This window comes from Acinetobacter sp. UBA6720, assembly GCF_002454215.1.
Taxonomy (GTDB): Bacteria; Pseudomonadota; Gammaproteobacteria; order Pseudomonadales; family Moraxellaceae; genus Acinetobacter.
Map to the genome: position 1 here is coordinate 1 of NZ_DKIK01000084.1, position 20,152 is coordinate 20,152.

Here is a 20,152-nt window from a genome sequence, read left to right on the forward strand (position 1 = left end):
AATCCAATAATTGCATCAATAATGTATGCATTCATGGATATGTTGTAATACACGCCAATCAACATTGTTATTGAATGGCCTATCGCGAAAAGACTGACGTATAAGCCGATATCTTTCATTCGATACAAAAAGAAAATAATCCCAACAAGAAATAGTAAATGGTCATACCCAGTGACCATGTGTTTTGCCCCTAAATAAATAAAGGGAATAATGTGAACACCATAAATTTCTTGTATATATCCCTTATCACCTTCTGCAACACCATGAGCAAAAAGTGCAGGACTCATCAAAACAGTACTTAAAGTGATAAACAACTTTAAATATGCTTTTAGTTTCACCCAATGTGAATCAATAAATTGCATGTAAATCAAACTCCAAAGTTAATTAAAAATTTAAAATTAATAGCACTCTTTGGAGGTTTGAAAATACGACTGATCATTAGATACAGATAAGCTTTTTGCCAGTCTATGATCAATATATTTAAGATGATGAATAACAATCCTATTTCATAGTTAGATTGATACTCTTTAAAATGCTCATGAAAATTATCATGATGGACATGGTTTTTCTTTTGCTGTACATCATGGAAATGTACAAGCTCAGTTTCATAAGCAGTATGTTCTTGATAATTTGCTTCAACTACATGGGTGTTAAAGTGTAGACATAGAGAGAGACTGACAATGCAAACCAGCCACATCATCAACAACTTAAGATTCTGATCTCTGACTACGCCTACCATTTAAAGATCACCTACGCTTCATGCTGTTCGGCAAAATCATCTACCTTCTTTCTTCGCCCTTGGTTAAACCAAACATAAAGTGTAGGTAAGATGATTAACGTCAATAAGGTAGATGAAATGATTCCACCAATTACAACAGTTGCAATTGGACGTTGGACTTCGGAACCAATACCCACATTTAAAGCCATTGGAATAAAGCCTAATGAAGCAACTAAAGCTGTAATCAACACGGGACGTAGTCTTTCCATTGCACCATGTCTCACTGCATCAATGACACTTTCGCCTTGCACTCTAAGTCTTTGAATGGCTGAAACAAGAACTAATCCATTCAACACAGCCACACCCGAGAGGGCGATAAAGCCTACAGCTGCAGATATTGAGAATGGAATATCACGCAATGCCAAGGCAATTACGCCGCCAGTTAAAGCAAATGGCACACCAGTAAATACCAGAACACTATTTCGAACATTCCCTAAGGCCATGTAAATCATTGCAAAAATCAAGATTAATGCAATCGGTACAACAACCATCAAACGATTAGAAGCAGATTCCATTTGCTCAAATGTACCGCCCCATGTCAGCCAATATCCTTCAGGTAATTGGAAATCAGCATTAAGCTTGGATTGAGCTTCAGCAATATAACTACCTATATCTGTACCGCGTACGTTTGCAGTAATTACGATACGACGCTTACCATTTTCACGGGAGATTTGGTTTGGTCCCTGGGCATTCTTCAATTCTATTAATTCAGACAGAAGTACACTCGAACCATCAGGTAAATTTACAGGTACTTGATATAGCTTTTCTAAATCTGTAACTGAATTTTGATCCATTCGAACTACAATATCGAACTTACGATCGCCTTCAAAAACCTTCCCTGCTGTTTGACCTGTAATTAGACTAGAGACTTGTTGTTGAACATCTTCGGCATCCAATCCATAGTTTGCAATCATGTCCCTTTTAAGTTCTACAGAAACCATAGGTAGACCTGACATCTGCTCTACTTTTAAATCGGCTGTACCATTAACCCCTTCAAGAATCTTGGCAGCAGCATTCGCAGACTCAAGCAACTGATCCAAGTCATCACCATAAATCTTGACAGCAACATCGGTACGCACACCAGAAATCAGCTCGTTAAATCGCATCTGAATAGGTTGAGTAAATTCATAGTTGTTTCCATAAACTCCTTTTGACACACGTTCAATTTCAGCAACGACAGCAGATTTCTCTTTATCTGGATTTGGCCATTCACTACGAGGTTTTAACATGACGAAGTTATCTGCCACATTTGGCGGAACGGGGTCTGTTGCAATCTCAGCTGTTCCAACTTTGGCAAAAATGGTTTTAACTTCAGGGATTTTTTTGATTTCTTTTTCAAGCGTATATTGCATTTCAATGGCTTGAGTCAAAGACGTACCCGGAATTCGAAGCGCATGTAAAGCCACATCACCTTCATCTAAAGATGGGATAAACTCAGAGCCAAGGCGGGTTGAAAGGCTTGCACTAAATACAAAAAAAACAGCGACAAATGCAATTAATTTGTACCTGTTACTTAAGGACCAATCTAAAACTGGGCTATAAAATTTCTTAATAACATGAACAATCTTAGACTCCTCATCTTTTACTTTCCCCGTTGTGACCAATGCCACCATCGCAGGAACAAAAGTAATTGATAGAATCATGGCAGCAACTAATGCCATGACTACGGTTGCAGCCATTGGCGTGAACATTTTTCCTTCAACACCTGTAAGTGTCATAACAGGCAGATACACCAGAATAATAATCAGTTGACCATAAAGAATAGCCTTACGTGATTCTTTAGTTGCTTCAAATACAGTTGTAAAACGCTCTTGTCGAGTCAAGATTCGCCCTAGTTCTTTTTGTTTCAACGCCAACCTAGCAAGGGATGCTTCGACAATAACTACTGCCCCATCGACAATAATCCCGAAGTCTAGTGCCCCTAAACTCATTAAATTGGCACTGATTTTTTGATTGACCATGCCTGTAATCGTCATCAACATCGACAATGGAATAACCATTGCTGTAATTAAAGCGGCGCGGAAATGTCCTAGAAAAAGAAAAAGTACGACAATGACTAGAATTGCACCTTCCAATAAGTTTTTCTTTACTGTCTGGATAGTCGCATCAACCAAAGTGGTTCGATTGTATACAGCTTTTGCTTCTACACCTTCAGGCAAAGATTTCTGGACTTGTTGTAGTTTTTGATCTACAGCAAGTGCAACATTTCGAGAGTTCTCACCAATCAGCATAAATGCCGTGCCAAGTACAATTTCCTGACCATCTTTAGTCGCTGCACCTGTACGTAACTCATGACCAATCGATATTTTGGCAACATCTTTCAATCTTAAAATGTATCCATTACTTGTTGTAATCGGTATATTTTGGATTTGGTCAATAGAATTAATTTGAGAGTCCGAACGAATCAAATATTGTTCACCATTCTTCTCAATGTACCCAGAACCTTTGTTCATACTATTTTTTGAAATAGCATCTAAAATATCTTGTTGATCCAAACCTATGCTACGCAAATATGCATAGTCAGGCTGTACTACGAATTGTTTTAAATATCCACCAATGGTATTGATTTCATTCACACCTTCAACATTTCGAAGCTGAGGTTTAATGACCCAATCCTGAAGAGTTCTTAAATCAGTAGCTGAAAGTGGATTTGGATTATCTTTAGCATTCTCCACTGTATACATAAAGATTTCTCCAAGACCAGTAGATACAGGTCCCATAGATGTCGATATGCCATTTGGTAAAGCTGGTGTTACCCCTTGTAATTTTTCATTGACGATTTGACGGGCAAAATAGATGTCCGTTCCTTCTTTGAAGATCGCTGTAACCTGAGATAAACCATATCTTGAAACAGATCGCGTGTATTCAAGATTTGGAATACCTGCAAGAGCTGTTTCAATCGGATATGTCACCTGCGACTCCATCTCCATCGGAGATAAGCCCTGAGCTTCGCTATTGATTTGAACTTGTACATTAGTAATGTCAGGAACGGCATCAATTGGCAGTTTAAAATAATTGTAAACTCCAAATGCGCCTACAAATAAAAAGACTATCAATACCAACCAACGATTCTTAATCGAAAGCTTAACAATTTGATCAAACATAGTCGCTACTCCTTAGTGATCATGAGTAGCGCCAGATTTACCTAGCTCTGCTTTTAATAAGTAAGAATTACCTGCTGCATAAACTTGACCTTCTTTTAAGCCAGATTTAACTTCAACAAAACCATTGTATTTATCACCTAACTCTAAAGGGCGTGCTTCAAAATCATTCCCAACACGAATAAATACAACATCCCAATCTCGGAAGTTCTGTAATGCATCTTCACGAACAACTATCGCTTTCATATTTTGATTTTCAAAAATTTGTGCAGTAATGAGTTGTCCCGAACGCCACTTAAATTGGTTAGCAACGTCAATAAAGACTTGTGCTGTTCTCGTTTTCGGATCAATAACATCGCTGATATATTTAATCTTGCCTAATACTTCTTCTGTACCTGTTTGCACTTGAGGTTTAACAGTGACTTTAGCATTTGAATTAATAGCATTGAGCTTATCAGCTGGTACATTTACAACTGCAAGCAATTGAGATGTATTAGCAATTTTAAATATCGGTGAAGATGGTGTAACGTTTGATCCGACAGCTCCTAGAACTTGTAAAACCGTACCAGACATCGCAGCCCGAATTTCAATAGTCCCATTACCTGAACCACCATAAGAGCTAATTAAACTGTTCAATTCATTAGCACGAGTCTGAGCATCTTCAAATTCACGTTTAGCATTAATAAAATCTATTTCAGGCGAAACACGTTTTTGAAATAATGTACGCTCTTGTTCCATCTTTTTACGTGAAAACTGCAAGTTATCCATTGCAATAGAACGTTCAGCATTAAGGCGAATCAAATCTTGACTTTGGACAGTTGCCAATAGATCACCTTGGCTTACCTTATCCCCAATCGTGCGGTATGTTCTGATAAGAGTTCCACTTGCTTTAGGAGTGATAAAGCTTTCAAAATTATCAGGAAATTTAAGCTCTCCTTTAAGTTCAAGTGCATTTTCAAACATCATAGGCTCAACTTTTAAAAGCTCTAGCCCACTACTTTTGATACTGCTATCTAGCATAGTCACCCGACCTTCTTTGGTATCCCATTTCCAACTGTGCTTTTTACCTTGATAATCAACATTGATAACCATTAAAAATGAGTGTGGCTCATAAACAATTTCATTCCCGATTAAGTAATCACTTTCTGGTTTGAATGTAATCGTCTGTTCAGCATCCAAACGCTTGATGAAAATATTAGCTTTTATCTCATTTGGCTTAAGTGGCTTATCTTTGTAAAAACCATAGACCCGTAAATGTGGTTCTACACCCTCTTCGAAAATCTTTACCTCTGCGGAAAAATCTCCATCACGATATAAACGTCCACCATGTGGTCCTTTCTCATCACCTGCAACAACTACTTTTTCTTCTGTAGCTACTCCATGTGCCGAAGACTGTGATTTATTACCTGTCTTGTACCAAGCTATTGCGCATAGAACTACAAGCAAAGCAATGATCCCAGTTGCGATTACAGTATTGGTTGGTTTATTCATCTTCTTCTCCTTATTCTTGATTTAAATGAGTCACATAATTTCGTTCAATCTCTGCAATTTGGTTTTGCAAAGCCAACCACAAATCAAAACGAGCAAGATGTTTATCCAACCAAATCTGTTTTATGCTATTGAATTCTAATAATGAAATTTTTCCTGCTTGATACCCCATTTCAGCTACCCGTAAGCTTTCTTTTGTTGCAGGTAAGACGGTTTGATCATATTGCTTAATTAGATCAATTAAGCTTGATACTTCGATTGATTTATTTTCTAACTCAACTTTAGAATTACGACTAATCAATTCATAACGTGATTCCGCGTTCGCATGTTCAGCCTGAGCAAGAGCAATATTGCCTTTATTACGATTGAAGACGGATAGTGGAATAGACGTTGAAACTAAAAAAACTTTGTCATTTGTTTCTTGGTAATTCCTTACCCCAACACCAAGTGTGATATCAGGAACAGCTTCTTTTTTTGCTAAATCAAATTGCGTTTTTGTTAACTGCGTTTTGAGAGTTGCCTCTTGTTCAGACAAACTAACCTTGTCAGAAAAGTTAAAACTCAATGGCACTTCGACGGCAGAACTTGGCAAAGAAGGTATGAACTTCGAACATAGATTCTTTTGGAACTGAACTTTTTTTAGTTCGTTTTGATGCCGTAATTTAGACTCAGAAAACAAAGCAGAACTAAGTTGCACGTCTGATGGTATCACCCGCCCATATTTTAATTTTTCATTTAAAACATTGGCTTGCCTTGCACTTAATTTACTTTCGTTTTCAAAAATTTTTGAACGCTGCGAAGCAACATACCAATTAGACATACATATACGCAGATCGGCTTTTAATTCCGCTTGTCTTTTAGCAACAGTGAATTGATTGGTATTCCCCTGAAAGCCTGCCAACTGCTTACGCAATACAAGCTTATTATTTAAAGGAATATCCTGTGATAAGCCAATCATCGTTGTTGGCCCATCTAGGTCTTTTAAATCCGAGTTACCAAGATTGTCCAATTCAACATTAAAAGTTGGATTATTTAAGCGTCCAGCAAATTTTTGATTTACATCATATGCTTGCTGAGATTGTTGCAAACTTTTCAAAAGTGAATCGTTTGAAATAACTTGTTGTTGAAGCTGAGCGTAATTTGTTTCTGCAAACAATTGTGTCGCTGATGCTATCAAGCCACAAGTAATAATTACCTGATATTTTTTAGACATGACTATACCTATACAAAAAATGAGAAATATTTTTGTATAGTTAAATCAATTTCTTAGAACGATTAATTCTTTCGTAGATGTATAGGAGTTACAGAGATAATAAACCTTTCTCCTTAATTTAAAAGATCGAATAGGTCTTTCAAATAAACTAAGGAAAAAAAGGATTAAAGGTAAAGCAAAACTAAGCATAAATATTGGATCACTAGATACATGATCATTAGCTTGTATTGGCTTTACTGAATGATGAAAAGGCGGTTCATCATAGCTTTTCCATTTGTGATTTTTAGTATCCTCAAGCGCAACTTTTTGATTATCTTCATGATGAATCAATGACCATTGGCTAGAATCTTCTGTCTCTACAAGAATACTAAGTTCATGATGGTGGTCTAAATTTTTTGCAATTACAGGTGCCCATGTATAAATACCCGTAGTTGTTATAGCAAACAAAAACAGGATAAATACAAGAATAAGCTTTGAAAACTTATTAACTGGCATACTGATCACATCACCTTATGATTGGCAAAGAATACTGAATCGTTTTTTAAAAGTAAATCTTTCACAAACTTATTTCAATACCGCATAACATTATTAAGTCCGATATCTCGCTGAACGTGCGTGAGCTTCTAAGCTTTCACATTGTGCAAGAAGATCAGAGATTTGGGCCAAAGGTTTAGCCCCTTCCTCCGAGCACATAATCAAACTCGATCTTTTTTGAAAATCATACACACCTAAAGGTGAAGAAAATCTTGCCGTCCCAGAAGTTGGTAACACATGATTTGGACCAGCACAATAATCTCCAAAGGCCTCAACAGTAAACCGTCCCATAAAGATAGCACCTGCATGACGAATTTTTCCTGTCATCTCTTCTGCAACAATCTGATCAACACAAAGCTGGAGATGTTCAGGAGCAATTCTATTAATAATGTCTATCCCTATTTCGCGATTTTCGACAAGTATAATGGCCCCCCTAGCTTCAATTGACGATCTAGCAATGTTTTGTTTAGGCAATTCGGCTAAATGTTTATGTAAGGCTTCGTGTACAGTCTGAGCGAGATCTGGTTCAGGAGTAATGAAAATCGCTTGCGCAATGGGATCGTGTTCTGCCTGTGATAATAAATCCATTGCAAGCCAATCAGGATCTGTTCCAGATTCAGCATAAATAGCAATTTCTGAAGGCCCAGCAATCATATCTATTCCTACTTGACCAAATACCGCCTTTTTTGCCGCTGCAACGAATCTATTTCCGGGTCCTGTAATTTTGTCAACTCGATGAATTGTTTCTGTTCCATACGCTAAAGCAGCAATTGCTTGTGCTCCCCCAATCGTAAATACTTGATCAACTCCAGCTAAATATGCCGCCGCCAGTACAAGTGGGTTCAAAATTCCCTGAGGTGCAGGAACAGTCATAATAATTTCATTTACACCAGCAACTTTAGCAGGTATAGCATTCATTAAAACAGATGATGGATATGATGCTAATCCGCCTGGGACATAAATACCTACTCGATCTAAAGGTGTAATCTTTTGACCTAAGATGTTTCCAAATTCATCTTTAAACGACCACCCCTCTTGGATTTGAGCTCGATGAAAATTCCAAATGCGTGAGGAAGCAAACTCAAGTGCAGATTTAACTTCAATTTCTAAGCCATCGAATGCTTGTTTTAAAATAACTTGATCTAAAGATAAGTGATTAAATTCTATTGCAGGATGTTGATCATATTGTTGCGTCAATTTTAATAAACAAGCATCACCATCTTTTCGCACATCATCAATAATTTGATCAACCGTTTTAACCAACTCTCGATCAGTAACTGCCTCAAAACTTAATAAGTGTTTCAAAGCCTTTTCAAATTCAGGTTCAAGTGTATTTAAAATTCGCATTTAGAGCCTCACCTAAAGGGATATTAAAAATCAAAATTTCATTTCAATTTTTGTGTACGTTTATGACCAGCAAACCTTCTTTTCGAATGTAAAATTTTTATTTCGACTTTTCCCCGATTGCAGCTATTTTATGTTGATATGCTTCCATCTGCTGTTCACTTAACAAAGAACTAGTTTTTACAGATTGCTCTTCAGGTCGTTTTAGTATTGACTCCTTTTTTTGATTATTCTCCTTATTCACATGAGAAGAAAGTGTAATTTCTTTACTAGGCACCTGCTCTTTCTCTGTATTCATAGCAAACAAAGATACTGAAAGTATGCTGGCTATAAAGGCAACTAAATACTTAAGTGAAAATCGTAAAGCGTACATTAGCCTCTCCAAAATTAAATTTACTAAAATTTTATACAGAGGCGATCAACACGTTACTGACTTAAAAATTACAATTTTGTCATTTATACAATTTGAACACTAATTAAAGGTAAGATTTTGCTATTCAGCTTTAGGAAAATCTAATTATGCGAATTCTTCTTGTTGAAGATGAACAGAAAACGGGGGATTACCTGCAAAAAGGTCTAACTGAAGCAGGATACATTACAGACTGGGTGCAAGATGGCCTATCAGGCTTACATCAAGCAGTGACAGAAAATTATGACCTCATCATTTTAGATGTCATGCTCCCCAAACTTGATGGTTGGAAAACTTTAACAGAATTACGCAAAACACATAGAACATTGCCTGTACTCTTTTTGACTGCACGTGATCAAATTGAAGATCGTGTTAAAGGTTTAGAATTAGGTGCAGATGATTATCTAATTAAACCTTTCGCTTTTGCAGAACTTCTTGCACGGATTAAAACTTTACTTCGTAGAGGAATGTTAAAAGAAGAAGTAACTTTCTTTGCAATTGCCGACTTACATTTAGATTTAATAAAACGTAGGGTAATTCGGTCTGGAAAACGAATTGATTTAACAGCCAAAGAGTTTGCCCTTTTAGAACTATTTATGCGACGTCAAGGTGAGGTTTTACCGAAATCACTTATTGCTTCTCTTGTTTGGGATATGAATTTTGACAGCGATACCAATGTAGTTGAGGTTGCGATTCGACGTTTACGGAATAAAATCGATCAAGACTTTCATCCTAAACTCATTCAAAACATTCGTGGCATGGGTTATGTATTAGAGATTGAAGATGAAACTTAAAATTTTAAATTCGATTAGCTTTCGAATTAGTTTTCTTTCCATCATTTTTACTATTCTAGTACTCATAATCATGGGGCTCACTATTCATCAGCACGTTATTTCTCACTTCTCCACCCAGAATAAAAACCAAATAGAAGGTAAACTCCAACTTATTGAAAATTTGTTGCTAAAAAAACCTAATGAATTTCAAGAAAGTCTTAATAAAGCATTAATTGGACATGACAATCTAATTGTTCAAATTCAAACTCAATCAAAGCAAATACTCTATCAAACTCGACATCATAAAATTGATATATTGAACTTTGAGGATACGAAGACCTCCCCCCTAGTGAGTTGGAACAATGATAATAATACCTATCAAGGAATTATAGTTAAGCGTCCTTTAATCATTGATAACTCTCCACAAGAAGTTGAAATTATTGTTGCAATGGAGGTGAGCGATAATTTTCAATTCTTACATTTTTTTAAGCAACAATTAGTTCTCATTGGAATTTTCGGTACTCTTGCATTACTTTGCTTAGGTTGGTTAGCTACATGGCACGGACTAAAACCTATTCGACAAATGGCAATAATTGCCGAAAATATTTCGGCAAATAACTTATCCAAACGTATAGAGTTAAAAAATACACCAAGTGAATTAATTCCATTGGCAGCTGCTTTTAATGACATGCTCTTACGACTAGAGATTTCTGTAGAAAAATTATCCAGCTTTTCAAGTGATCTTGCACATGAGATACGAACCCCTATTAATAACCTCATGATGCAAACTCAAGTCAGCTTAACCAAACCACGTAATATCGAAGAATACCGTGAAGTTCTTTTTTCTAATTTAGAAGAATATGAACGTTTAGCAAAAATGGTATCGGATATGCTTTTTCTAGCAAAAACAGATCACCTTATCGAACTAAAAAATTTACAAAATATAGAGTTATCAAATGAAATTATCGCTTTATATGAATTTTACGAGGCTTGGGCATCTGAAAAAAATATTCAGTTGAAATATTATGGATATGCCAAAGTCATAGCTGATTCGTCCATGATCAGAAGAGCTTTTAGCAACTTAATTTCCAATGCTATTAAATACGGAGAGCCAAACTCGATATTACACATTGAGCTTAACCAAAATCAGGAAGGCTGTCGTATTTTAGTCAAAAATAAAGTGTCTTCAGATATGCAAAATTTATCACAAGATCAATTAAACCGCTTCTTTGATCGTTTTTATAGACTCGATTTTGCTCGGCAACGAACAGAGGATGGTACTGGTTTAGGATTAGCCATCACTCGCTCAATTTTTGAATTGCACCATGCATTAATTTCTGTTCAGCTCAAACAACAATTTATTGTTTTTGAAATTCAATTCCCCCCTTATGTGGAGTAAATCAATTGAACTAATTTGTCATTTTCGTGTCCCGTTTATGTCTGTCTTTGAAACTTAGAATGCTAATTATCCAAGTACAAAGCAGACAGATACAAAATGAAAAACCTATATACCCTTAATGAAATACAGCAGTACCAAATTGCTAACATTCATCATCAGCGTACAACTGGCTCTTCAGAGCTCAAAATTACAAGCCTTCCAGATAATTTTAGTAGCACACTGCAACATTCATACAGGTTGCAAGCATCAAATAATACTCATCTGTACCCTAACATTACTTTTTCTTTTCTCTCAGTTTTGTAACTCATTTCTTACGAGACATTTTTACAACATTTTAATGGGTTACAAAATGCGAATTTTATCCTCTATAAGCTTTAAGCAATCTCATTCAGCAAGCGTTCTCAAAAAATTAACTGTCGCCTTGCTTTATCAAAATTTACCAATACTTAAAATACATATTTTCTACTTCTCCTTAATGCATCTTGAATGCTATAGAGATCATTTAGCGTCATTGAGCAAACAAAGAAAAACCTACAATAAGTAGGTTTTTTTAATCATTTACATTCACATTGCTTAGGGTTCTTTTCATTAACTTCCTGTACTGCTCTCTTATTCTTCTCTAAAAATCTTAAGCCTCCATCCGCGAAACTAAGGCTTGAAAATATCATACCAAGGCTGATAAAAAATATCTGAAATAATTTGATCATATAGAAGTGCTCACCATAAATGAAAACACCATTATGATCTGATGACGTAAACAAGATCCTGACTAGAAAATGACAAATTTGTCATTTTTAATCGATACAACTAAACCTAATATTTGGAAATAACTATAAAATGTTGTTGTTACAATTTGAGGCAGGTCTTGTATCTATGATTACTTGGAAGCGTTATTGAGAATAAAATGACTCACTGTATTAATTGTAAAACTTGCCGTCATATAGGCTGGTCTAAACCAAGAGGACATTTCTTGGTTACTATTGTTTTAATTTTTCTTTTTATATTTCCAGCATTTTTTTATGAAATATGGCGTAGGACAGGTCTTGGTGTATGTCAGAATTGTGGAAGCAGCCTAGTTATGCCTTCAAACGAATGTATTCATGACAAACCATCCAATCTTAGTTCTATCTTTGTTTTATTTGTATTGTGTATCACAAGTTGTATTGTATTAATTCTGATCTATTCTTTTTTTGGTATGCTGTTCAACCAAGGTAAGGAGCAATAACTGACAACAGAAGTAGATTATTAGACCTGCAAGGATGTAAGAGACTCTCGGTCTAATTAAATCATTATTAAAAGGAAAGCATATTTTTGAAGTTTCCGTATATACTTGAAATCCCCGCATAGAACTACCTTATTAATAAAATTCTAGTACAGCAATCAATTTTTATTGAAGAAACCATCAGCCTCCAATCAGTAGTCACTGTCTCATAGATTAAATAATCCCATCATTGACCCGAAGTACTTGGGCAGTAATTCAATTGCTTCCCTCATTGACTGCAAAATCTAATACGGCTGGAATATCTGGAATTCTATCTAAACACTCTCAAGGCACAGCCTGACTTAGACGTTTTGAATAAAAAAAAGGGAGCCTACGCTCCCACATACTTAACGCTCAGCCAGCTTAGACTCAATCCATTGGTTGATTTCAAAAGCAGACCAACCGACACGACCAACGGTAAACTTAGCTTGTTTAGGAAATGTTGGGTCATACTGTTTGTGACGCTCATCCATAATATTATAAATCGTTGCGCGGCTTAGTCCCGTGAATAGAATGACTTCTTTCAAATTAATAATTTGATTCATTACAAAAGTTTGGCCTGTGATCGCATTCATGATGTTTACTCCTGATCTTTAATGCGAGCGGCAATTCGCTCAAATGATTGAGCGATTCGTAAAAATTAACTTTGGCGTTTTGCTGAAGTATCAATTCACTACACTGACAGACTGTTGTAAACCTTTCTGAACATCTCGTACTTGCGTTAAATCATGCATTTGTTTCTGGTCTTGTTGCTTTAAATCTTGCGTATAAAACTCCTCAACAAGTGCCTCCCCATCCTCCCCATCCACTTCAAATTGCGCATTGGCAAAACCCTGCAAGGCGGTTTGATCCAAAGCTGCCTGATTAAAACCACACAGCTTACTTTTCTGATCAATCTCCTTAGCTGTTTGAATCGCATCTTGTAAATGAATACCTTCACGTAGGGTTAAATCCACGTAATACACAGGAGTACGATAACTTTGTGTCGTGGACTTGCCTCTTAAGGTCAGTTGCAAAGGCAAACAGGACAGCAATCCATTCGATGCAGCATGGTAATAACTGAGTCGTGCTGCTAAAGTCCGAATACTATTAAACCCTGTGGTTCTAAAAACAAAAGTCCCAAACTCATCCGACTCATCGAGATTCACATACAGTCTGCCATACGGTTTACACAGTCCACCTTGTGCCAAAGAGCATAGATCAGGAGATGGACAGGGGTGATGCTCAACGCCTTGATTGGTCAGTCGTTGGCAAGTCTCACCGTTGCCGATACACACTGGTCGGCCTGTCTGACGGTCGAAAAGGCTGTACTCTGCACGTAAGTTCAGTTCTGGATCATTAAAGATCATGCGTACTGGTATTGAGCGGAGTTTTTGATTAGGTGCTTTGGCACGGAGCTGTTCATCTAAGGGATGTTTTATCCAACCCTCTTTGTTTTGGATTTGCGAGGTTAAGGTAAATTGGTCATCCTTTTCAGGGACACGTTTACCATTCTTCTCCACCACTTTACCAATGCTGATTCGTCCGAGTATTGGCGGGGTGATTGCTAAACCTTTAATCATGGTATTTTCCTCTTCTGTTTAAATGAATTGCTATGCTTGGTTAAAATTGAAAACTGCTATAAAAAATCCCATACGCTTAGACATGGGATTTTTTATTGGTGGTTGGGAGTTCGACTTGTAAATTACACTTAGGCTAAATCTGTTTTTAATCATCATTGCAGTAGATGTTGAAACGCCGTGTACCCTGCTTGTTTTGTGGGTACTGACTGAGATATTCAGGGTGTGACTTCAGCAAAGCCTTCGTGTCTAAACTGATCGAGTCTTTCGACTTCTTCCACGTCACAGAACCCGCTTTAAAGGTCGCTCGTTCAGCCTCTTGCATCTGGCCTTGCAATTGGTGTTTGAGTAGATCGAATTGCTGTTGATACTTCTCAACTTGATTACGCACTCGGATCAGTTGTTCAAACTGTTGATTGGCATCTTCATTTTCAGAAAGATCGGTTGTGCTCAGGGGGATATGTTCTGGATACAACAGTTGTAAAGCTTTGGCTGCAGATTCACTGGCATCGGCTTCAGGTGGTGTATCCTTTTCTACACAGTCCCAGAAGTAACGTTCGGCATTGACGATATGCTGAATCACCGACTCTGAACGCGTGACTTTAAAGATGCGCGTTTCATGCCCACAGATCAGCACACAAATGTGCGCTGCTTGTTTGCCTGTCACTGCCAATTGATGTTGCACTTGGCACAGTACATAGAGTGGTACACCCTCTCGCCAGAGCTTAGCGCCATATTCCCCCGCGGTTTTGCATTCTAGGATTTGTACCTCATCGCTACCCACCACGGAGTAATCCAAGTTGGCTAACATAAAGTGTTTATCTGGATCAGGATGTTGCAGGACTGCATTGACCCGACGGACTTTATGCTGGGTGCGAATGCTGTAGTATTCAGCAACGAGTGGCTCTAACTGCTTGCCCCAATACAAAGGTGCATGTCCTTCGCTTTCATCTTCAATGTTTTGTTGAATACGTCCTGTTTTGATCATCCACAGTTCAAGCATCGACATATAAGGATTGAGTCCGCAGGCTGCGGCACAATCACTGCTACCAATGCCCTTTCGTCTTACTTCGAGCCATTCGGCTTGAGTCATGTTTTTAGTTTCTACGAAGCGTTTTGCGGTAAACAATTTTGGACGGTCGGCATGAATATTCGGGGTTATGTTGTTTGGTTGAATTAGTGCTGAGTTCATAACGATTTCCTGTCATTGTTAAATTTTGGGCATAAAAAAAGCCACATCTGGTGATGTGGCAAAGAGGTGTTCAAATTGAATAAGACCGACAGGATTATCTTGATCTCATGTCCTGATCTTAAAACCTGAATCTGAATTGAAGCTTAAACAACTAAACGCAGTGCTTGTTCGAGTCCTCGTTGTTTGAGGCCTGCACCTGCACCGAACCATGCAGAATCCAAACGGTGGTCCTGACTCATGGCACGACGTTCGTGATCGGCGAACTCGGTGATTGAGCACAGCAAGCCATAAGCCGTGTCTTTGGCTGAACTCAGTTCTGCCCCACGACCATGCCCATTAAACATGGTCATGACTTTAGACATGGCTCGTCCATTCGGTTCGGTCTTGTTTTCAGCTCTATTTGTGTGGTTGGCTTGGCTGGCGACATTACGGTAGAACTGAATAATGCCTTCGTCCTGCTCCGTATTGCTTAGGCTAGTGTTGTTAAACACCGCATCAAAGTAAGCTGCTGCTTCAGTCTGGGTAACTTTCCGTTGACTGAGTTGTTTCATTTCATACATGTGATCCTCCCATGTACGCACTGAAATACCGAGTTGCTGCTTAATCTTCTGCGCATCGAACTTGGTACTATGCGGAACTTTGACTACACCTGCACTAGAGTTTTGACCTTTCAAAGCAATCGCTAAGGTGTTGTTACACACCACACGAATACTGGTGAATTGCGCCGTGGTTGCAAGCGTTCCATCACAAGCCGTAGCTAAGAGAATGTAGCCATTGCTGACATCTTTGCCTTTTAAAGCTGAGGTCTGTCCTGTTTTGGCTAATGCCCAGAATTTCTTCCCGCCTTTCAGTACGCCTGCGGTTTCCAGTTCAAAGCCTGATTGCTCGGTCAGATCACGATAGAATTCTAAAATCTGTTTCGGTTGTACTTCCTGATAACGCTGACTGACCACAGACAATGGTGCATATGTGTCGGAACGATATAACACACGTTGTTCTTCAAAAGGCATGATGATGCTTTGCCCACGATCATTTTTAGCCATATAACTGACATTAGAGGATTCAATCCGCCAGTCCATGCCTGCCTGCTGTGCCCAGACTTCAATTGGTTGATTTTGGGTAAGTGGATTGCCTAAGCCATGCCAAGGGGTTTCCCCGACATAAGCCATGTGTTCAATTTGATGTGCCATAAAAGATGTCCTCATTTAAATCATGAATATGTTTTTGATAGATAAAGTGTTGTAAAAGCTATCTTTAGGACTTACTAAAAGGTGGTCGGACAGGTGCACGGGTTTGATCAGCAATCACCAGAATCACACCGCCGAGCATCGCGCCTGCGACCCCACCAATAAACGGTGAGTAGCCCAATGACTTAGCCAGTGACATGCCCAATACCGCTAAAGTCGTTGGAGAGTTGCTTAAACCCAAGTTCTGAATCATGGGCTTTACCGCCTCAGGTCGTGTGAACATCAAATCTTCGTCTTGATCAAAATCTCGAAACGGCATAACTAAACTCCTGAAAAGATATAGGTGCATATACAGAGCATCCGCTTGATTAAACGGATGCCCTGTTTCTGCTTCATTCAGGTGTTATGTATCTGAAATTATTTGCAATCTGATCGCTGATTAATTTTTAGAGTTTTGAGCTTATGCCAAACTGAAATCAAATTGACCCCATCCCTACTTCGCATTATGATGAGCGTGCTGGCCTACATTGCCAGTCGGTTTTGACAGACCGTTTCCTAAGTGCACTAAAAGATCCTTTCTTTTGGTGTATGCCCTCGTGCTCCCTCTGCGGTAGAACGGGAGGGGGACACCTTCGGGTGTGCTGATTCTTAGGTTCAGTCTGTCAACCCCTTTTCGTTCTGCCACCATAATCAATTGACAGTGATTCGGTAGAACTTCTTAAATACCTAAGGAGTCAATCATGACTGTTTTCAATTTTCTTATCAAAAACCATATCCCTATTACACCATCTCTCTTTGAGCTAAAGGATCATCCTTCTTTGCTTAAGCAATGAAGATACTTGCACGTCTGATTCTTATCCTTGGGGTATTGATCTGGCTAGGCCCTGCTGTGATTGGCTTTGTCTTGATCATGATGATCTTTTGGCTACTGGTTTCATTCGCAGGTTGGGACAATCCACCGCGTCGCTAAAAATCACATCACTCCAATTTTTGTTGCGAATCAGGCACTGATCATCCTCTACTCAGACGAGAATCATCATGTCTATTTTATCTGCAATGCCTATTCTGGGCAGTGCCATGCTGCTTGCTGTTTCCTTGGCAGGTTGTGAAAGCAAATCTAAACGTGAGTTCAATGCTGGCTGCCAATCAGGTGGTACAGATCGCTCAACCTGTTCCTGTGTCTATGACCAACTCGAAGGCCAATACTCGCCTGCGGTCATGCAAAAGCTTGGTGAACAAAACCTTAGCAATTTTGATCTTCCACAGGACTTCATTGAAAACATGGCGCTTGCTGCACAGTACTGCCAATCTCGCTAAAGGAAAGCATATGCAAATTAAACATTATGTAATTGGGGGCTATATCGCGATTGCCCTGCTGTTTTCTTTCTACTTAAAAGGATGCAGTGACACCGCCCATCAAAGCTATGCCTACAACTTAGGCAAGGCTGTAGTTTGGCCGATCTCGATGTTCAACTGAGTTTAAGTTGTCATCCACCACCCACTATTTTTAAAACAATCTGGGGATTTTTTAATATGAACACTTTGATAAAAACAGTTTTACACAGCAGTGCCATATCGGTCTGCTTATTCACCACAAGCCTAAGTCATGCCAACGTAAAAAGCATGACGCAAATATATAACCACCCACAAAGCGCTCCAAAAGTTCAGCGCTGTAAAGGTAATCAGAACTGCAACGCCTTTTATGCCCTTTCTAAACAATGGCAATCTATACCTGATAATTTCAAAATCAGTGGGATCAAGCTAAAACCTTATGCCAAATCAGGCGATGGTTATGGACTTTGGAAAGGTTTTACGCTGAAAAGCAACCGTTCTATAGACTTATCCGAGGCGGGTGATGCAGTGTTTTACAGTGGTGGGAGCAACTCAGCAGCGGACGAACGCATCTTTGCGCAAGGCTTAGCGGTTTTACTTTATCTAGAAAATAAAAAATAAGAGGACACGACATGAAAAAAATCATTCTGACACTTAGCCTTGTAGCTTTCGCACCACTTACGTTAGCGAAAACAACCCAAGTCACCGTCGTCGTTCAGAAGATTGAAGGTTTTGGGGAATCAGGCGATGCCTTTACCTTTAAAGCTCAATCAGGCAAACGCTACATGGTGTACAACGCTGGTGGTGAAAGCCCGATCAAAGGTGAAGCTTTGATTCAGCAATCAGCGAAATCAAAACAGAAAATTTGTTTAGAACTCGATGCTTATTCAAATTCGCCTCAAATGGTCAATGCCGTAAAGAAAGGTGCATGTAAATAACCCTAGCTTAGCCTCGGACCAAACATCCTTTTTAAAGGTCTGAGGCTTGAAGCTTCACTTTTGAATACTGGACAGTCCTATGCATCTTTTTAAAACATGTCTATTGGCAAGCCTCATATTCACATTATGCGCTTGTCAGGATAAACCTGCTGAACCGAGCTCAGAAAACAACTCTACTGCTGCCTCCGATCCTGAATTAGAAGCAGTCCTCAACACTCCTATCAGTGAAATAGATCCGGCAAGCGTAGAGCACTGGATGCCTGAAGAAACTGAACCCGTGGATGAGGACTTAGTCGAAGCAGCGCCTCAGCCTAAGGAAGAGTTTGAACTCAAAGCCTATCGAGAAATGACTGAATCAACCATGACCGGCTATATTGATAAGATTGACATTCTCTCACTCAATGATCACCCAACGACCATTAAAAGTGTCGTGGTCAATCGAGGCAATTGTCGAGTGATTAGTTTGTACGATCATCACAACATGCGCTATGGTTCAGTTGCTCTGGCCTATCCGCGTTGTAATGCAGCACATATTCGGGAAGTGAGCGTGAATACCAATTCAGGCACTTACACTTATAATTTTAACTAAAAGTTATGCAGAGCCTTTGGGAGCTCTGCATAAGTTGAGCACTTTATTTGTTAGGCTAATCTTCAACTGAAGCGACTTGTTTTCGTGGACGTCTCCAGTCCACCTCAAAAACACCTTTACCAAAAGTACGCATGCCTTTGACCTTCACTCTTAAGTACTGGTTTTCTTTTTCAGGATTCACCAAATACATTGCTGCATTGATTGCATTATCAACTTGCAGAAAATCTTTGCGGTGAATCATTCCAATGCCTAACATCCCCTTTTGTTCAAATTTCTTTTTATATTCAGAGGTATTGGATAAAAAGAAATAGCCTTTCTGATCTGTTATCTTTTCCCAACACTTACCGACTTGCATACCTAATCCATAGTCAGACTGGCGTTTATGCCCATCGTAGATTAATAGCACATGACAGTGGTAGCCCTTCCTTTCCCCTTGCTCTACAGCCCATGCATAACCTTGTAGATCCTTAAAGCACGTATCCTTATTCTGCATTCTATTGATAAAGGTTCTAAGGTATTGATTAAAGGTCTCAATGTTAACCTCATGCTGAAAATCTTTATGGATAGACAAATCAACTCTGACAAACAACAGCTTGGAATAATGCCAAATCAGGTCTTTGAGATATTCCTTCAGACTATTTTTATTCTTATGTTCTTGTGCCTGTAAAGACCGTAACTCGTACTCTACATCAAAACCATGATATTGAGCTTTATCTGATAGGGTGAGTATTTGTGTATTAGATAATTGATCAATATCATTGATGTCAGTTATGTAGTCTAAGTCATAGACCATTTTCTGGAAGAGAAGAACACTATGGCTGTATTTAAAACTCGGTCGATAAATCAATTTAAATAGAGGTATAAGCTCTTTCAATCTTGATCTAAAGTCATTCGGATTAAATACATCATATCTACAAACAGACTGTATGAATGAGTCGATAGCAATCAGTACTTCTGATTCATTGGTATGACAAGGGTCTAAATTCATGATGATCTCTTAAGTGATGGTTTAGTTCATATCACTCGGATTGAATTCATCTTTTACCAATAGTTAG

22 protein-coding genes are annotated in these 20,152 nt (G+C 38.5%); 8 read left to right on the plus strand and 14 right to left on the minus strand.

The window, feature by feature from the left end; all coding sequences use genetic code 11:
- The 8 genes from B4F08_RS07335 to B4F08_RS07370 all read right to left on the minus strand — a co-directional run.
- A partial coding sequence (locus tag B4F08_RS07335) for a HupE/UreJ family protein (RefSeq protein WP_291373973.1) occupies positions 1-362 on the minus strand: 362 nt, incomplete at its 3' end.
- 5 nt (positions 363-367) lie between these two features.
- A complete protein-coding gene (locus B4F08_RS07340; protein ID WP_291373974.1) occupies positions 368-739 on the minus strand; it encodes a hypothetical protein in 372 nt (123 codons plus the stop codon).
- A gap of 11 nt (positions 740-750) precedes the next feature.
- Positions 751-3,882, minus strand: a complete 3,132-nt coding sequence (locus B4F08_RS07345) for an efflux RND transporter permease subunit (RefSeq protein ID WP_291373975.1) — start codon at positions 3,880-3,882, stop codon at positions 751-753.
- A gap of 12 nt (positions 3,883-3,894) precedes the next feature.
- Positions 3,895-5,370 carry an efflux RND transporter periplasmic adaptor subunit gene (locus tag B4F08_RS07350; RefSeq protein WP_291373976.1) on the minus strand — a complete coding sequence of 492 codons (1,476 nt, stop codon included), beginning with the start codon at positions 5,368-5,370 and terminating at the stop codon, positions 3,895-3,897.
- Positions 5,371-5,380: 10 nt separating this feature from the next.
- Positions 5,381-6,580: a TolC family protein gene (locus B4F08_RS07355; protein ID WP_291373977.1), complete on the minus strand. Its 1,200-nt coding sequence runs from the start codon at positions 6,578-6,580 to the stop codon at positions 5,381-5,383.
- A gap of 45 nt (positions 6,581-6,625) precedes the next feature.
- Complete coding sequence (locus tag B4F08_RS07360) at positions 6,626-7,075, minus strand: hypothetical protein (protein WP_291373978.1); 450 nt, start codon at positions 7,073-7,075, stop codon at positions 6,626-6,628.
- A 93-nt stretch (positions 7,076-7,168) separates the two neighbouring features.
- Positions 7,169-8,461, minus strand: coding sequence for a histidinol dehydrogenase (gene hisD, locus B4F08_RS07365; RefSeq protein WP_291373979.1), 1,293 nt, complete (start codon positions 8,459-8,461; stop codon positions 7,169-7,171).
- Between the two features lie 97 nt (positions 8,462-8,558).
- The gene (locus B4F08_RS07370) at positions 8,559-8,831 is read right to left on the minus strand and encodes a hypothetical protein (RefSeq protein WP_291373980.1); all 273 of its coding nucleotides are present in this window, start codon (positions 8,829-8,831) and stop codon (positions 8,559-8,561) included.
- A gap of 146 nt (positions 8,832-8,977) precedes the next feature.
- On the opposite strand from B4F08_RS07370, the gene B4F08_RS07375 reads away from it, so the two are divergent.
- Both B4F08_RS07375 and B4F08_RS07380 read left to right on the plus strand, forming a co-directional pair.
- Positions 8,978-9,661 (plus strand): heavy metal response regulator transcription factor, encoded by a 684-nt coding sequence (locus tag B4F08_RS07375; protein WP_291373981.1) that lies wholly within the window; start codon positions 8,978-8,980, stop codon positions 9,659-9,661.
- The gene (locus tag B4F08_RS07380) at positions 9,651-11,039 is read left to right on the plus strand and encodes a heavy metal sensor histidine kinase (protein WP_291373982.1); all 1,389 of its coding nucleotides are present in this window, start codon (positions 9,651-9,653) and stop codon (positions 11,037-11,039) included. Before B4F08_RS07375 ends, B4F08_RS07380 begins: the two co-directional genes overlap by 11 nt.
- A 1,608-nt stretch (positions 11,040-12,647) precedes the next feature.
- Here B4F08_RS07380 and B4F08_RS07385 read toward each other — a convergent pair.
- The 5 genes from B4F08_RS07385 to B4F08_RS07405 form a co-directional block, all read right to left on the minus strand.
- A complete protein-coding gene (locus tag B4F08_RS07385; RefSeq protein WP_291373983.1) occupies positions 12,648-12,875 on the minus strand; it encodes an AlpA family phage regulatory protein in 228 nt (75 codons plus the stop codon).
- A gap of 90 nt (positions 12,876-12,965) precedes the next feature.
- Complete coding sequence (locus B4F08_RS07390) at positions 12,966-13,862, minus strand: hydrolase or metal-binding protein (protein WP_291373984.1); 897 nt, start codon at positions 13,860-13,862, stop codon at positions 12,966-12,968.
- Positions 13,863-14,007: 145 nt separating this feature from the next.
- A complete protein-coding gene (locus B4F08_RS07395; RefSeq protein WP_291373985.1) occupies positions 14,008-15,051 on the minus strand; it encodes a YqaJ viral recombinase family protein in 1,044 nt (347 codons plus the stop codon).
- Between the two features lie 143 nt (positions 15,052-15,194).
- Positions 15,195-16,241, minus strand: coding sequence for a DUF932 domain-containing protein (locus tag B4F08_RS07400; RefSeq protein WP_291373986.1), 1,047 nt, complete (start codon positions 16,239-16,241; stop codon positions 15,195-15,197).
- Between the two features lie 64 nt (positions 16,242-16,305).
- Complete coding sequence (locus B4F08_RS07405; protein ID WP_291374018.1) at positions 16,306-16,521, minus strand: hypothetical protein; 216 nt, start codon at positions 16,519-16,521, stop codon at positions 16,306-16,308.
- A 546-nt stretch (positions 16,522-17,067) separates the two neighbouring features.
- On the opposite strand from B4F08_RS07405, the gene B4F08_RS07410 reads away from it, so the two are divergent.
- From B4F08_RS07410 to B4F08_RS07435, 6 genes are all read left to right on the plus strand, one after another.
- Entirely contained in the window at positions 17,068-17,208 is a 141-nt protein-coding gene (locus B4F08_RS07410; RefSeq protein WP_291373987.1) for a hypothetical protein, read from the plus strand.
- 68 nt (positions 17,209-17,276) lie between these two features.
- On the plus strand, positions 17,277-17,555 hold the full coding sequence (locus B4F08_RS07415; RefSeq protein ID WP_291373988.1) for a hypothetical protein: 279 nt from the start codon (positions 17,277-17,279) through the stop codon (positions 17,553-17,555).
- Positions 17,556-17,565: 10 nt separating this feature from the next.
- Positions 17,566-17,715 (plus strand): hypothetical protein, encoded by a 150-nt coding sequence (locus B4F08_RS07420; RefSeq protein ID WP_171264474.1) that lies wholly within the window; start codon positions 17,566-17,568, stop codon positions 17,713-17,715.
- 56 nt (positions 17,716-17,771) lie between these two features.
- Positions 17,772-18,191 carry a hypothetical protein gene (locus B4F08_RS07425; RefSeq protein WP_291373989.1) on the plus strand — a complete coding sequence of 140 codons (420 nt, stop codon included), beginning with the start codon at positions 17,772-17,774 and terminating at the stop codon, positions 18,189-18,191.
- Between the two features lie 11 nt (positions 18,192-18,202).
- Entirely contained in the window at positions 18,203-18,508 is a 306-nt protein-coding gene (locus tag B4F08_RS07430; protein WP_291373990.1) for a hypothetical protein, read from the plus strand.
- Positions 18,509-18,587: 79 nt separating this feature from the next.
- Positions 18,588-19,097, plus strand: coding sequence for a hypothetical protein (locus tag B4F08_RS07435; RefSeq protein ID WP_291373991.1), 510 nt, complete (start codon positions 18,588-18,590; stop codon positions 19,095-19,097).
- Between the two features lie 55 nt (positions 19,098-19,152).
- Here the strand turns inward: B4F08_RS07435 and B4F08_RS07440 are convergent, their stop codons facing one another.
- Complete coding sequence (locus B4F08_RS07440; protein WP_291373992.1) at positions 19,153-20,085, minus strand: YagK/YfjJ domain-containing protein; 933 nt, start codon at positions 20,083-20,085, stop codon at positions 19,153-19,155.
- Between the last annotated feature and the right edge of the window lie 67 nt (positions 20,086-20,152).

What these genes read in the sequence shown, in the direction of transcription:
- B4F08_RS07425 (WP_291373989.1), top strand. Translation starts at nt 17,772, where the DNA reads ATGAACACTTTGATAAAAACAGTTTTACACAGCAGTGCCATATCGGTC.
- B4F08_RS07395 (WP_291373985.1), bottom strand. Translation starts at nt 15,051, where the DNA reads ATGAACTCAGCACTAATTCAACCAAACAACATAACCCCGAATATTCAT.
- B4F08_RS07420 (WP_171264474.1), top strand. Translation starts at nt 17,566, where the DNA reads ATGCAAATTAAACATTATGTAATTGGGGGCTATATCGCGATTGCCCTG.
- B4F08_RS07405 (WP_291374018.1), bottom strand. Translation starts at nt 16,521, where the DNA reads ATGTTCACACGACCTGAGGCGGTAAAGCCCATGATTCAGAACTTGGGT.
- B4F08_RS07435 (WP_291373991.1), top strand. Translation starts at nt 18,588, where the DNA reads ATGCATCTTTTTAAAACATGTCTATTGGCAAGCCTCATATTCACATTA.
- B4F08_RS07430 (WP_291373990.1), top strand. Translation starts at nt 18,203, where the DNA reads ATGAAAAAAATCATTCTGACACTTAGCCTTGTAGCTTTCGCACCACTT.
- hisD (WP_291373979.1), bottom strand. Translation starts at nt 8,461, where the DNA reads ATGCGAATTTTAAATACACTTGAACCTGAATTTGAAAAGGCTTTGAAA.
- B4F08_RS07415 (WP_291373988.1), top strand. Translation starts at nt 17,277, where the DNA reads ATGTCTATTTTATCTGCAATGCCTATTCTGGGCAGTGCCATGCTGCTT.
- B4F08_RS07350 (WP_291373976.1), bottom strand. Translation starts at nt 5,370, where the DNA reads ATGAATAAACCAACCAATACTGTAATCGCAACTGGGATCATTGCTTTG.
- B4F08_RS07375 (WP_291373981.1), top strand. Translation starts at nt 8,978, where the DNA reads ATGCGAATTCTTCTTGTTGAAGATGAACAGAAAACGGGGGATTACCTG.
- B4F08_RS07380 (WP_291373982.1), top strand. Translation starts at nt 9,651, where the DNA reads ATGAAACTTAAAATTTTAAATTCGATTAGCTTTCGAATTAGTTTTCTT.
- B4F08_RS07370 (WP_291373980.1), bottom strand. Translation starts at nt 8,831, where the DNA reads ATGTACGCTTTACGATTTTCACTTAAGTATTTAGTTGCCTTTATAGCC.
- B4F08_RS07340 (WP_291373974.1), bottom strand. Translation starts at nt 739, where the DNA reads ATGGTAGGCGTAGTCAGAGATCAGAATCTTAAGTTGTTGATGATGTGG.
- B4F08_RS07390 (WP_291373984.1), bottom strand. Translation starts at nt 13,862, where the DNA reads ATGATTAAAGGTTTAGCAATCACCCCGCCAATACTCGGACGAATCAGC.
- B4F08_RS07385 (WP_291373983.1), bottom strand. Translation starts at nt 12,875, where the DNA reads ATGAATGCGATCACAGGCCAAACTTTTGTAATGAATCAAATTATTAAT.
- B4F08_RS07400 (WP_291373986.1), bottom strand. Translation starts at nt 16,241, where the DNA reads ATGGCACATCAAATTGAACACATGGCTTATGTCGGGGAAACCCCTTGG.
- B4F08_RS07440 (WP_291373992.1), bottom strand. Translation starts at nt 20,085, where the DNA reads ATGAATTTAGACCCTTGTCATACCAATGAATCAGAAGTACTGATTGCT.
- B4F08_RS07355 (WP_291373977.1), bottom strand. Translation starts at nt 6,580, where the DNA reads ATGTCTAAAAAATATCAGGTAATTATTACTTGTGGCTTGATAGCATCA.
- B4F08_RS07410 (WP_291373987.1), top strand. Translation starts at nt 17,068, where the DNA reads ATGAAGATACTTGCACGTCTGATTCTTATCCTTGGGGTATTGATCTGG.
- B4F08_RS07360 (WP_291373978.1), bottom strand. Translation starts at nt 7,075, where the DNA reads ATGCCAGTTAATAAGTTTTCAAAGCTTATTCTTGTATTTATCCTGTTT.
- B4F08_RS07345 (WP_291373975.1), bottom strand. Translation starts at nt 3,882, where the DNA reads ATGTTTGATCAAATTGTTAAGCTTTCGATTAAGAATCGTTGGTTGGTA.